This window comes from Chitinophaga oryzae (genome assembly GCF_012516375.2).
Classification (GTDB): Bacteria; Bacteroidota; Bacteroidia; order Chitinophagales; family Chitinophagaceae; genus Chitinophaga; species Chitinophaga oryzae.
The window spans coordinates 1224711-1238692 of the sequence record NZ_CP051204.2 but is presented as its reverse complement, the minus strand read 5'-3'; the positions used below and the strand labels follow the sequence as shown (position 1 = coordinate 1238692).

Annotated in this window: 14 protein-coding genes; all 14 read right to left on the bottom strand. The window is 50.7% G+C overall.

Annotated features, from left to right (window positions below):
• Nucleotides 1–12: 12 nt before the first annotated feature.
• Entirely contained in the window at nt 13–1326 is a 1314-nt protein-coding gene (locus tag HF324_RS05245) for a gluconate:H+ symporter (RefSeq protein WP_168810169.1), read from the bottom strand.
• A gap of 49 nt (nt 1327–1375) precedes the next feature.
• Nucleotides 1376–2653, bottom strand: coding sequence for an ABC transporter permease (locus HF324_RS05240; protein ID WP_168810167.1), 1278 nt, complete (start codon nt 2651–2653; stop codon nt 1376–1378).
• 150 nt (nt 2654–2803) lie between these two features.
• A complete protein-coding gene (locus HF324_RS05235; protein ID WP_168862057.1) occupies nt 2804–4177 on the bottom strand; it encodes an NADH-quinone oxidoreductase subunit N in 1374 nt (457 codons plus the stop codon).
• 93 nt (nt 4178–4270) lie between these two features.
• On the bottom strand, nt 4271–5686 hold the full coding sequence (locus HF324_RS05230; protein WP_168810163.1) for a complex I subunit 4 family protein: 1416 nt from the start codon (nt 5684–5686) through the stop codon (nt 4271–4273).
• A gap of 33 nt (nt 5687–5719) precedes the next feature.
• Complete coding sequence (gene nuoL / locus HF324_RS05225; protein WP_168810161.1) at nt 5720–7615, bottom strand: NADH-quinone oxidoreductase subunit L; 1896 nt, start codon at nt 7613–7615, stop codon at nt 5720–5722.
• A 54-nt stretch (nt 7616–7669) separates the two neighbouring features.
• Complete coding sequence (nuoK, locus tag HF324_RS05220) at nt 7670–7987, bottom strand: NADH-quinone oxidoreductase subunit NuoK (protein WP_073077731.1); 318 nt, start codon at nt 7985–7987, stop codon at nt 7670–7672.
• A 58-nt stretch (nt 7988–8045) separates the two neighbouring features.
• Nucleotides 8046–8540, bottom strand: coding sequence for an NADH-quinone oxidoreductase subunit J family protein (locus HF324_RS05215; protein ID WP_168810160.1), 495 nt, complete (start codon nt 8538–8540; stop codon nt 8046–8048).
• A gap of 55 nt (nt 8541–8595) precedes the next feature.
• Nucleotides 8596–9102 carry an NADH-quinone oxidoreductase subunit NuoI gene (gene nuoI / locus HF324_RS05210; RefSeq protein ID WP_168810158.1) on the bottom strand — a complete coding sequence of 169 codons (507 nt, stop codon included), beginning with the start codon at nt 9100–9102 and terminating at the stop codon, nt 8596–8598.
• A gap of 52 nt (nt 9103–9154) precedes the next feature.
• Complete coding sequence (gene nuoH / locus HF324_RS05205) at nt 9155–10198, bottom strand: NADH-quinone oxidoreductase subunit NuoH (protein ID WP_192023235.1); 1044 nt, start codon at nt 10196–10198, stop codon at nt 9155–9157.
• A gap of 36 nt (nt 10199–10234) precedes the next feature.
• Entirely contained in the window at nt 10235–11323 is a 1089-nt protein-coding gene (locus HF324_RS05200) for an NADH-quinone oxidoreductase subunit G (RefSeq protein ID WP_168810156.1), read from the bottom strand.
• A 57-nt stretch (nt 11324–11380) separates the two neighbouring features.
• Nucleotides 11381–11758, bottom strand: coding sequence for a GxxExxY protein (locus HF324_RS05195; RefSeq protein ID WP_168810154.1), 378 nt, complete (start codon nt 11756–11758; stop codon nt 11381–11383).
• Nucleotides 11759–11832: 74 nt separating this feature from the next.
• Nucleotides 11833–13197 carry an NADH-quinone oxidoreductase subunit NuoF gene (nuoF, locus tag HF324_RS05190; RefSeq protein WP_168810152.1) on the bottom strand — a complete coding sequence of 455 codons (1365 nt, stop codon included), beginning with the start codon at nt 13195–13197 and terminating at the stop codon, nt 11833–11835.
• A gap of 67 nt (nt 13198–13264) precedes the next feature.
• Complete coding sequence (locus tag HF324_RS05185; protein WP_078668885.1) at nt 13265–13453, bottom strand: hypothetical protein; 189 nt, start codon at nt 13451–13453, stop codon at nt 13265–13267.
• 23 nt (nt 13454–13476) lie between these two features.
• Entirely contained in the window at nt 13477–13974 is a 498-nt protein-coding gene (locus HF324_RS05180) for an NADH-quinone oxidoreductase subunit NuoE family protein (protein WP_078668886.1), read from the bottom strand.
• Nucleotides 13975–13982 lie beyond the last annotated feature (8 nt).

Here is a 13982-nt window from a genome sequence, read left to right as displayed (position 1 = left end):
TAATGGTTTACGTTAGACAATCATGCTCAGCAACAAACTACCGATAAGTCCTGTTACCGAAACGATGGTTTCCATTACTGACCATGTTTTGATAGTATCTTTCACTGACAAGTTAAAGTATTCTTTGAACATCCAGAACCCGGCGTCGTTGACATGCGAGAACATCAGGCTGCCGGCGCCGGTAGCCAGCACCATCAGGTTGGGGTTTACGCCCGAACTGGCGATCAGCGGCGCTACGATGCCTGCAGTTGTTAGTCCCGCTACCGTGGCCGAACCGATACAGACGCGGATAATGGCAGCAATGCCCCACGCCAGTAATAGCGGATGCATATGCATGTTCCGCAGCGTCTCAGCGATATAATCGCTCACCTTGCTGTCATGCAACAGCTGTGTGAGCGCGCCGGAGCCGCCGATAATGAGGATGATCACGGCTACATCTTTCACGGCATCATCCATCAGGCCCAGCAGTTTTTTGGACGGCATGCCACGGCGGGTACCCAGCAGGTACATCCCGTTTAATACCGCCAGCAACATCACGATCAGCGGGTCTCCCAGCCAGGTGATGATCTTATATGGCAATTCCCCTGCAGGCAGCCACAACTTCAGCAACGCCGTCACTGCCAGCAACAGCACCGGCAGCATGGCGGCCAGCAGGCTCGCGAACATGCCCGGCAGCTCCGCTTCCGGCAGGGGCGGCGCCACAAACATCTTCCCCGGTTCGCTGGTATACCGCTTCAGGTACCGGGAAAATACCGGTCCGGCCAGAACAATAGCCGGTACAGCCAGCAAAATACCATAGAGCAGCGTAAGGCCCATGCTGGCATGATATTGCTGCACCAGCGCAGTAGGCGATGGATGCGGCGGCAGGTAACCATGGGTAACTGACAGCGCTGCCAGCATAGGGATGCCCAGGTACACCGTTGGTAAACGGGTTTGCGCAGCGACTGTAAAGATCAGCGGTACCATCAGTACAAACCCGATGTTGTAAAACAGCGGTATGCCCACAATAAAGCCGGTCAGCATCAGCGACCACTGGATGTAACGCGGGCCCAGCAAACGCATCAGTCCACCTGCGATCCGTTGCGCAGCGCCGCTTTCGGCCACCAGCTTACCCAGCATGGCGCCGAAAACAATGACCACGATCAGCGAACCCAGGGTTTTGCCGATACCGGTCTGTATAGATTGGGTAATGGCTCCTATGTCCATGCGCAGGGCGAGGCCCATGAGCAGGGAAACAATGAGAAAAGACAGGAAGGTATTTATCTTACACCAGGTAACCAGTACCACCAATAGGAGAATAGCAACAATAACGATCAATAAAGGCATATGCTCTTTCTTTTGGAAAGAACAAGATAACAAATTGATTCCGGGAATTCTACTCGTAACGCAAAGCGATGATAGGGTCCAGTTTAGAGGCCTTGTAGGCAGGATATATACCGGAAACCAGTCCTACAGCAGCACAGAGGCCAACGCCGGTTAAAATCCACGCCCAGGGTACCACAAAAGAAGATTTCAGTAATATAGACACGATGTTGCCGAGCAACATGCCCGCCAGGGCGCCGAAGAGCCCTCCCATGGTGCTGATGATGATGGCTTCGTAAAGGAATTGTTTGCGGATAGTTTTGCTGGTCGCGCCCAAAGCCTTGGTAACGCCTATTTCACGGGTCCTTTCAGCCACAGACACCAGCATGATGTTCATCAGCCCGATAGCGGAACCGAAAAGGGTGATAGCGGCAATAGCCACGGCGAACAGGTTCACCGTGCCCAAACTCTGGAACAACATCTCTGCGATACTGTCGCTCTTGCTGAGCGTAAAGTTATCTTCATCGTTCAGCGCCAGCTGCCGTACTACCCGGAAGGTGCCAATGGCCTCTCCCTGTGCGGCTTCCATCTGCTTAATATCTTTTACCGACACGCCTATCTGATAGGAAGCATTGGGCCGGTTGAAAATTCTTCGTGTGTTGTTGACCGTAGTAATCACCACATTGTCCGCACTCATCAGGTTACTGCTGCCTTTGCTTTCCAGCACGCCTATCACGCGGTAACGCACATCTCCCACACGGATGGTATTGTTCACCACATTCTTCATTTTGCGGCCAAACAGCTTCTCCGCCACGTCCTTACCCAGGATAGCCACGTTACGCCCGGACGACACGTCCAGTGCGTTAAAATTGCGGCCGTCGCGAATGGTATAGCTGGAGATATCGAGATAGTTCTCGTCACCGCCGATAACCGTCACGTTGGGGTTGGTCTTCTTGTCGTCTTTATATACGGTAGCGATGCCACTGGCCCTGAAATTAATGCTCACCGTGGCAGGGAAATGGTACCGGTCTTTAAACTGTACCGCTTCCTGGTAAGAGATGGGTTTATTGCTGATGGACTTCCTGACCTTTTTGATGTTTTTATTTCCCTTGGAGGCCTTATCACCGTCATTCCCGATATGCACCTGCATATCGCGGTTTCTCAGGGAAAAGCTGTTGGCCCCCATACTGGCGAAGCTGGAGTAAATACTGTTTTTCATGCTGTCGATGGCGGTCAGGATGCCCACCAGTACCGTGATACCCACAGCAATAATAGAAACAGTAAGACCGGTGCGCAGCCTGTTGCCGCTCACGGAACGATAAGCAAGGGAAAATATATCTAAAAACCGCATGTAATAAAGTTAATGGAAGTTCAGACAGGCACAAAATAAAAAGTGAAGGAACGTGCACTATGCCGTTTGAGCGGTCGTGGGGCTAAAAATAACAAAGGAAACGGTTGCCCGTTTCCTTTGTTTATACAGGAATTTGTCTTGTAACGATTTTTACAGGCAACCAATCAGCAGGTTGGGGAACAGGCCCAGTGCCAGCACCAGGATGATGGTGAGCACCAGCGCCACTTTGAAACCGCCGGAAACCGGTTCTACTTCCGGATCGCCCTGTTTGAAATACATCGCCATGATCACGCGGAAATAGTAGTATACGCTGATCGCGGCACACAGTACGCCCACAATCACCAGCCAGAGGAGATGACCATGCTGGATAGCGGCAGACAGTACGAAGTATTTGGCAAAGAAACCCGCTGTTACCGGGATACCGGCCAGGGAGAACAGGAAGATGGTCGTTGCCAGCGCCAGCAGCGGCTGTTTACGGGTAAGGCCGTTAAATCCTTCAAAAGTATAGTCCTTCAGTTTCAGCAGTACGGCAAACACACCGATGGTAGCAAGGCTGTAGGCAGCGGCATACAGGATAATGCCCTGCGTGGCAAACTGGTTGATCGCAATCACTGCAAACAGCATAAAGCCTGCCTGTGCAATACTTGAGTAAGCCAGCATCCGTTTTACGCTCTGCTGGAACACCGCGCTGAAGTTACCCAGGATAAGGGTGGCAGCGGTGATAATGGACAGGATCAGCGTCCAGTGATGGCTGATAGCGCCACCGGCGAAAGCCACATGGAACATACGCAGAAAAGCGACAAAACCGCCGGCTTTCACCACGGTGGCCATGAAAGAAGTGAATACGGTAGGGGAACCGTCGTATACGTCGGGCGTCCAGAAATGGAACGGTACCGCAGACACTTTGAAAGCGAGGGCAAAAGCCATCAGGATAATACCGCACAGCGCCAGCGGATGTACAGGATCTGCACCCAGTCCCAGCTCGGTAATGTTGAAGGTACCGGCGGCACCGTAAATCAGGGCGATGCCCATCAGCAGGATACCGGTAGAGAAAGAACCCATCAGGAAGTACTTCAGCGACGCCTCGTTGCTTTTCAGGCTTTTACGGTCGGCCCCTGCCAGCACATACTGCGGAATAGACATGATCTCGATCGCCAGGAACAACATCAGCAGGTTGCTGAAGGAGGAGGCCAGCGTGACACCTGCCAGTATAAAGAAGATCAGGGCAAAGTAATCTCCCACATGCTCACCTACTTTTTCAAACTCACTCCCCGATAACAGGAAATATATCAGGGTTGCACCTAAAGCCACTGCATTAAACAACACACTGAACTTTGATACTTCAATCATACCAAACTGGATATAGCCGCCCAGCTGCACTGTAGGATACAGTGCCAGGTTGGCGATAAATGATATGATGATGGCCGCGATGGCGAAAAATTTAATATGCTGCTTATTGCGTACAAATAAACCGACAAACATCAGAAAAACGCCCGATAAAGCAGTAGAAATTAGTGCATTCATATTGTTTCGTTACAAAACCCGTTTAAAATTTTCTCATTTGGATATTTTGATATTTAGTCATTTCAAATGGCTAAATATCAGAATAACTAAATATTAAAATGCCTTGCTTACCAGATCCAGCATCGGCTGCGGATAAACACCCAATACGAAGATCATGATCACTACCAGGCTCAGTGCCACCGTTTCACCGGGTTGCAGGTCTGTAGTGGTGTCTGTCAGGGTATTGCCTTCACCGAAAATCACTTTCTGAATCATATTCAACGTATATACTGCAGCGAGAATGATACCCAGTCCGGCGAACGCCATGAACCAGTGGTTATACTGGAACAGGCCGCTGAACATCAGGAATTCACCGATAAATCCGTTGGTAAGCGGTAAACCGATGTTCGCCAGGCTGATGATCACGAGGAAGATAGCCATCCGGGGCGCCTTGCGGGCGATGCCGCCCATCTGGTCCATATTCTTGACTCCCAGGCGGTTCTGTATCACTTCCACGATAATCCACAAACCGATAATGTTGATACCGTGGTTGAACATCTGGAGCAACACACCCTGGGTGCCTTGTTCATTGTGTGCAAAAATAGCGGCGCTCATCAGGCCGATATGCGCAATGGAAGAGTAGGCGATCAGTCGTTTCAGGTCGCTCTGTACCATGGCAATGCAGGAAGCATAGATGATACCGATGACAGACAGCACGATGGCCACGTCTGTCCACATGGAAGCGCCTTCCGGCAGCACGGGTACCAGCCAGCGCAGTACGCCGAACAGGCCCATTTTCACCATCACACCGGAGAGGATCATCGTCACCGGTGTAGGCGATTGTTCGTAAGTGTCCGGCTGCCAGGTATGGAACGGGAACACCGGCATCTTGATGGCGAATGCCACGAAGAACAGCCAGAACAGCCATTTCTGGTCACCCATGCTCAGCTGCAGGCTGGTGAAGGATGTCCAGCTAAAGGAATGGTCCGGCGTCTGGAAATACAGGTAGATAATACCTACCAGCATTAACAGGGAACCAAGGAAAGTATAAACGAAGAACTTAAACGTAACGGGTATACGTTTTTCGCCGCCCCACATGGAGCAGAGAAAATATACCGGTATCAGCGCCAGTTCCCAGAACACATAAAACTGCAGGGCGTCGAAGGCGGTGAAAACACCTACCAGGCCGGCCTGTGAGAGCAACATCAGCCCGTAAAAGCTGTTAGGCCGCTCGATGTCGCGGTTATAGATGGTGATAAAAACCAGGAGGAAAGCGATCGCTGTCAATAAACACAGCATCGTGCCCATACCGTCCAGGCCTACCCTGAACTGGCTGCCCAGCTGAGGTATCCAATTGGTAACAAAAGAAAGTTTCTTCGGATCGGCCTGCAGGGTGCAGACGGTTCCGATGGCTGTGGCTACCGACGCCAGGGACGCAATCATGCCCAGCACCTTTGGCCCGGACCCCTTCAGGCCGAATGCGATCAGGCCCGCTATGAAAGGAATCAGTATTAATAAAACTGTCAACATAATTTATCTGCGCTTGTAACTTCCGCTATTGGTTTATAATAAGAATCCGATCACAAATAATACGATCATACCGATCACCATGGCAAAGATGTAGAAGCCTACCTGCCCGCTCTGGATAAGGCGGATCTGCTGGCTGCTCCACTGAACGCTGCGGCCAACACCATTTACCAGTTTATCGATACCTGCTTTTTCAACAGTGTCACGGAAGAAACGGGAAAGCTCCTGCAACGGTTTTACGATGATGGCATCATACAGCTCATCGATATACCATTTGTTTTCCAGCACTTTCGCCAGACCTGCATTCTCTTTGCCGGTATCTTCATATGCCGCGAATTTCTGACGGGCAATCAGGATGAAGACAATCACCAGCACGCTGCTCAGTCCCATCAGCATCCATTCTGTGCTGTGAGACAGATGATGTTCTGTCACAAAAGGCGCAGATGGTGCAAACACCGGTGACAGGTATTCTGCCAGCAGGTTTTTACCAAATACCTCCGGCAGGCCCACATAACCGCCGAACACGGACAATACCGCCAGGATCATCAGCGGGATAGTGATCGCGGAAGGGCTTTCGTGCAGGTGGTGTTCCTGTTCGTGGGTACCACGGAACTTTCCGGAGAAAGTGATGTAGTACAGGCGGAACATATAGAAAGCGGTCATCAGCGCTCCAAGCAGTCCCAGTGCATACAGTACGGGGTTGTGGGCATAAGCGCTGGCCAGGATTTCATCTTTGGAGAAGAAACCGGATAAACCCGGGATACCGGCAATGGCCAGGCATCCTACGAGGAATGTCCAGTTGGTGGTAGGCATGTATTTTTTCAGCCCGCCCATTTTACGGATATCCTGCTCACCGCCCATCGCATGGATCACGGAGCCGGAACCGAGGAACAGCAGCGCTTTGAAGAAAGCGTGCGTCATCACGTGGAAAACGGCGGCAGAATAAGCGCCTACGCCCAGTGCGAGGAACATATATCCCAGCTGGCTCACGGTGGAGTAAGCCAGTACTTTTTTAATATCGTTTTGTTTCAGTGCAATAGAAGCGGCAAACAGGGCGGTAGCCACACCAATCACCGCAACCACCATCTGGATGGAGGGAGACAATGTATAGATTACGTTGCTGCGGGCAATCATGTAGATACCGGCAGTCACCATCGTCGCCGCGTGGATCAGGGCAGACACCGGGGTTGGACCGGCCATCGCGTCGGGCAGCCAGGTATACAGGGGTATCTGAGCGGATTTACCCATAGCGCCTACAAACAGCAGCATGGCAATAGCCGCCAGCGTGGGGTTGTTCATGCCCAGCGGCGCCGCTTTGGCAAATACGTCGGGGAAAGTAACCGTACCAAACTGCATGATCATGAAGAAGATACCGAGCAGGAAACCGAGGTCGCCGATGCGGTTCATCACGAATGCTTTCTTGGCGGCATTATTATAACTGGTGTTTTTAAACCAGAACCCGATCAGCAGGTAGGAACAGAGACCAACGCCTTCCCACCCGATGAACATCATCACATAGTTAGCGCCGAGCACCAGTATCAGCATGGAAAACACGAAGAGGTTGAGATAAGCGAAATATCTCGCAAAGCTCTCGTCGCTTTCGTCATGCATGTAAGAAGTGGAGTAAATGTGGATGAGGGTACCTACACCGGTGATGATCAGAAGGAACAATGCACTCAGTTGATCTACCTGGAATGCGAAAGGAATATGAAGGCTGCCAACGGAAATGAAGTTAAACAGGTGTACCACCTGCGCCTGAAATCCCGGGGCTTTTACTTCAAAAAATGCTAATAAGCTCACCACAAAGGAAGCCAGTACAGTACCGCTTCCGATAAATCCTACCAGGGACTTGGATAAAAATCTGCGCCCCAAACCATTCACCAGGAACCCTAATAATGGTAAAAATGGTACCAGCCAAACTAGTTTAATCATTTATCAATTCTATTTACGACGTCGAAACAATTAATAATTAAAGAGGATGAATTATTAATTTTTCAGCCTGTTAAGAATGTTTATATCTACCGAGTGTGTATTTCTGTAGACCATTGTAATGATAGCCAGGCCCACCGCTACTTCCGCAGCAGCCACCACCATAATAAAGAATACAAACAATTGCGCTGATCCCGCATCCACTTTTCCGGCATCCGCCCACATTTTGGAAAATGCTACCAGCAGCAGGTTGACGGCGTTCAGCATCAGCTCTATGCACATAAAAATGATGATGGCGTTACGGCGCATCAGCACCCCCATCACACCAATGCAGAACAGGGCGATACTCAGGAATATGTAATATTGAACAGGCATAAAAATGAATTACGAATTACGAATTACGAATTACGAAGGAAGTCCCGTATCCGCTTAATTAGTCTTTTTTACCGATAACAACGGCACCTACCATTGCGCTGAGGAACAGGATGCTGCTCACTTCAAACGGTACCACATATTGTGTGAATAACATCTGCCCCAGGTTTTTGATCAACCCGATCTCATTGGCTTCCGCACCTACCGTCGGCATGCTGGCGTCGCGCAGGGCGGCCACCAGTACCACCAGTAGAGCGCCGCCGCTGATAGCGCCGGCATATTTCAGCCAGTTGCGCTTCTGAGGCTCCAGCTCCGCGTTCAGGTTCATCAGCATCATCACATAAAGGAACAATACCATGATAGCGCCGGCATATACGATGATATGCACGACAGCCAGGAACTGGGCGTTCAGCATAATGTAATGGCCTGCAATGGTAAAGAAGGTTACGATCAGACACAATACGCTCGTCACGGGATTCTTACTCAATACCACCCCCAGCGCCGACACCAGGGCGATGACGGAAAGCACCATGAAAATTATTTGTTGTATACTCATTCCCATCTCTGCTATGTTTGACTATGTATTTTTAGCTAATGCGTACTGTGAATAATTATTTGGACGATTGTTTCGGATCAGGGATCAGCAGGTCCGGTTTGCCATAGATAAAGCCTTTACGCTGATAGTTGGACGGCGCAAAGGTTTCAGACAGGTAGATCGCATCTTTGGGACAAGCCTCTTCGCAGAATCCACAGAAAATACAACGCAGCATGTTGATTTCATAACGGGCCGCATATTTCTCTTCACGGTACAGGTGTTCCTCTCCCGGTTTCCTTTCTGCCGCCTCCATGGTGATGGCTTCTGCAGGGCAGGCCACTGCACACAGGCCACAGGCGGTGCATCTTTCACGGCCTTCTTCGTCCCGGTTCAGGATGTGCAATCCACGGAACACAGGGCTGAACTGACGGCGCTGTTCGGGGAAGCTAACGGTAGCTTTCCGTTTGAAGATATGTTTGAAGGTGATGCCCATGCCTTTGGCAATGGCAGGAACATACATCTTTTCCAGGAAGGTTAATGGACTGCGGTCCACCGGTTTTGACCTGTTTGTTAATGCTTGCATAAATGCTTTATTTAGTCCACACCTGCGGTGTGTATAAATTAACGGATAAAAATTAGTGTTGACGGAACAGTACAATAGCACCGGTGATCAGCATGTTCACCAGCGCCAGCGGAATCATTACTTTCCAGCCCAGGCGCATCAGCTGATCATAGCGGAACCTTGGTACCGTCCACCGTACCCACATAAAGAAGAATATAAACACCAGTATTTTAATGAACAGCGCAAGGAAGCCCAGGATGGTGAGCAGGTTGGGACTAACGCCCAGACTGTCCATACCCGGGAAAGCGTATCCGCCGAAGTACATGGTGGCCATCAGCGCTGAGCTGACGAACATGTTGATATATTCTGCAAAGAGGTAAAAGCCCAGTTTCATGGAAGAGTATTCCAGGTGGTAACCGCCATTCAGCTCGTTCTCTGCTTCCGGCAGGTCAAAAGGAGCGCGGTTACATTCTGCAAAAGCGCACACCAGGAAGATAAAGAAGCCCAGCGGCTGGTATACTACGTTCCAGAGGTCATGGCGTTGTTGCTCCACGATCTCTTTCAGGCTCAGCGTACCGGTGAGCATCAGCAGCGCGATCAGTGCGAGCCCCATCGGCAGCTCGTAGGAGATGATCTGGGAGGCAGCCCTTACGGACGCCAGCAGGGAGTATTTGTTGTTCGAAGCCCAGCCACCGATCATGATACCGTATACGCCCACGCTCAATACCCCGAAAATGAACAGGATACCGATGTTGACATCGGCCACCTGCAGGGATATGGTACGGCCGGCGATGGTCAGCGTATCGCCCCAGGGAATTACGGCGCTGGTCATACAGGCCACCAACATGGCAATAGACGGGCCGAGGATAAAGAGGAACCGGTTGGAGTTGGTAGGGATGATCTCTTCCTTGAAGAAGAGTTTACCACCATCGGCCAGCGGTTGCAGCAGTCCCATCGGACCGGCGCGGTTCGGGCCAAGACGGTCCTGGATCCAGGCAGCCACCTTTCTTTCGCCCCAGGTAGAGTACATGGCCACTACAAGTGACAGCACCAACACTGCGGATATCAGCAGTATTTTCTCAAGAATAAAAAACCAGTCTATGCTTAATAACGTCATTTTCCAATTACGAATTACGAATTACGAATACGATGCTTACTTATTAAAATCGTCCGAATGGGCAGGACCGTCGATCTTAGAGAGATCTATTTCCGGCCGGTTTACCTCACTTGTAGAGTGGATATCGAACAGCAGTTTGGGCTGCCTTCCGTCCAGTACTTCCACCAGCGGATCTTTCGGTTTAACGGTATTCACGTAATGGCCCTGGGAAATAACACTGTGACGGTCTATTTTGCGGGGGCCTTCGATGATCCAGTCTGATTTTTCTTTTTTATCGAAACGGCAGGTATCGCAGATAAAGTTTTCCACTTCGCCGTATTTGTCTTTACGGGCGGTTACGCGGAACACTTCATCGCCACGCATCCACAGAACAGTTTTACCGCAACATTTCGGGTCTTCGCAGTCACGGTGGGCGTCTACCGGTTTCAGGAACCATACGCGGTTTTTGAAACGGAAAGTTTTATCGGTGAGGGCGCCTACCGGGCAAACGTCGATCACGTTGCCGATGAAGTTATTGTCGAGTGACTGATGAATATAGGTGCTGATCTCAGAAGCGTCGCCACGGCCGAGTACGCCGTGTTCGCGTTTTTCCGTGAGCTGATCGGCAGTGAATACGCAGCGGTAGCAGAGGATGCAACGGGTCATGTGCAGCTGGATCTTGTCGCCGATATCGATTTTTTCGAAAGTTCTGCGTTTGAATTCGTAGCGGGTAGCTTCAGCGCCGTGTTCATAGCTCAGGTTCTGCAGGTCGCATTCACCGGCCTGGTCGCAAACGGGGCAATCCAGCGGGTGATTGAGCAGCAGGAATTCCACCACGCCTTTACGGGCTTCCTGTACTTCCGGAGAAGTGATGTTAGCCACTTCCATACCGTCCATCACGGTGGTACGGCAGCTGGCCACCAGTTTAGGCATCGGGCGCGGGTCGGCCTCGGAGCCTTTGGTTACTTTTACCAGGCAGGTACGGCATTTACCACCGCTGCCCTGCAGCTTGGAGTAGTAGCACATAGCCGGCGGTACCACATCCCCTCCTATCGTCCGGGCCGCATTCAGTATCGTAGTACCAGGTTCGACCTCTACGGAGATGTTATCGATCTTAACCTTGAATAATTTTTTTTCCTCCGCCATCTTGATATATTTTTTGCTCGCAAAGCCGCTAAGCAGCAAAGGAGCAAAGGTTATATTTTATAATTTGTTTACTATTCTATGAATGCCATTTTTTATCAGAGCAACGTTAAAATTAACCAGTAATCCGAGTTTCACATTTGCAAGCTTCATGTATGTAAAAAGCTGCTTGTAATGCATGTCCTTCAACTCTTCTACAGATTTTATTTCAACAATTAGTTTGTTTTCAACAATCAAATCCGCCCTGAATGCTTTTTTAAGAACTATATCGTCATGAACCAAATTCACCCCAACCTGCCTTGCAATCTTCAGATTTCTCTTTATCAGTTCATAACTCAGTAATTCTTCATAAACCGACTCAAACAATCCTGGTCCATACTTAGTGTGTATTACAAAGCATGCGTCGACAACCTCCTTAGAGATTTCATTTTCTGTCATGGATGAAAATATTTTGGGTTAACAATTCCAGAAAATAATCTTTGCGCCTTGGCTGCTTTGCTACTTTGCGTGAGCTAGACAGCGGCTGGTGCCGGTGCAGGCAGCGGATCGGCGTAGTGCGCCAGGCCGAAGTTGCGTGTCAGCGCTTCGTCCGGGTGTGTCACGTGCCATTCGAACTCGTCGCGGAAGTGACGGATGGCAGCAGCCACAGGCCATGCGGCGGCGTCGCCGAGCGGGCAGATGGTATTGCCCTCGATTTTGCGCTGGATGTCCCACAACAGGTCGATATCACTCATTTTACCTTTTCCGTATTCGATGTTGTGCAGCACTTTTTTCATCCAGCCGGTACCTTCGCGGCACGGGCTGCACTGGCCGCAGCTCTCGTGGTGGTAGAAACGGGCGAAGGTAAGGGTATTGCGCACAATACACTGGTCTTCGTCCATCACGATAAAGCCACCGGAGCCCAACATGGAGCCGGTAGCGAAACCGCCGTCGTTGAGGCTTTCGTAGGTCATCATCCGGGTTTCGCCTTTGGCTGTTTTCAGCAGCAGGTTGGCCGGCAGCACCGGTACGGAAGAACCGCCCGGGATACAGGCTTTCAGGCGTTTACCACCTTTGATGCCTCCGCAGTATTCGTCAGAGTAAATAAATTCTTCTACAGAGATGTTCATTTCGATCTCATAAACGCCGGGTTTGTTGATATTACCGCAGGCGGAGATCAGTTTGGTACCGGTGGATTTGCCGATACCGAATTTGATGTATTCATCGCCGCCGATGTTAACGATGGGCACTACCGCAGCAATGGTTTCCACGTTGTTTACCACCGTAGGGCATCCCCACAGGCCTTTTACGGCCGGGAATGGTGGTTTGATGCGGGGGTTGCCGCGTTTGCCTTCCAGTGATTCCAGCAGGGCTGTTTCTTCACCGCAGATATAGGCGCCGGCGCCGCGTTGTACAAATATTTCGAGATCGTAACCGGTACCGAGGATGTTTTTTCCCAGCCAGCCTTTGTTTTTGGCTTCGGCGATGGCTTGTTCCAGGATGTCCGGTATCCAGGCGTATTCGCCGCGGATATAGATATAGGCTCTGTTAGCGCCCAGGGCGAAGCTGGAGATCAGCAGGCCTTCCACCAGCAGGTGAGGGATGAACTCCATCAGGTAACGGTCTTTGAATGTGCCCGGTTCTGATTCGTCCGCATTGCAGACGAGGTAACGCGGAACACCTTCCGGTTTGGCGATGAAGCTCCATTTCAGGCCGGTAGGGAAACCTGCGCCACCACGGCCTCTCAGGCCACTCTTCTTGACTTCTTCCACTACAGCATCGGGGCCCATGGATTTCAGGGCTTTCTCCGCCGCAGCATAACCGCCGTTAGCCCGGTAAGTGTCGTAATACCGGATACCTTCTATGTGTGCTTTGTCTAACAGTAATTTGCGTCCCATTGTCTTCCTTATGGTTTAATGGTGATAGGTAAACCAGCACCATCAACAGATTTGTATGATATATCTTTTATGCCTTGCGTATCCGGTGCTGCGCTACCCGCTCTGCCAGCCGGAAAAACAGGTACCCGGAGGCCACGCCGCAGATAAAGGAGAGGAACCAGTTGTTCACCCGCCACAGTCCTGCCAGTGCTGCTATCAACAATCCCGCTTCGATGATGGTCTGCCGGTGCTGATAGATGAATAACCCAATACGCATGACTATATTCTTTTGCTGATGCATCAATTAGCTTTAGCCCTGCATTCCGCGATGATTTCATCCACTTTGGCAGGGGTCAGGTGTTCGCGGAAATGTTTACCCAGTTGCATCATGGGCGCATAACCACAGGCACCGAGGCATTCTACCGTTTTAAGGGTGAACATGCCGTCAGGCGTAGTTTCACCCACGCCGATACCCAGTTTGTTCTTAATATAGTCAATGATCTGATCCGAACCACTTACCATGCAGGGACCTGTCTGGCATACTTCAAACAGGTATTTGCCCACCGGTTTCAGGTTGAACATGCTGTAGAAGGTGGCCACTTCGTATACCTCGATGGACGTTATCTGCAGTAAGCCTGCCACGTAGTCCATGGTTTCTGCACTCAGCCAACCGCCAAATTCCTCCTGCGCCAGATGCAGCACAGGTATCAGCGCACTCTTCTGCTTCCCTTCCGGGTAGCGTGCGATGATCTCTTTTACTTTATTCAGTTTCTCTTCAGAAAATTGAACCACAGCCATTAAAAAAT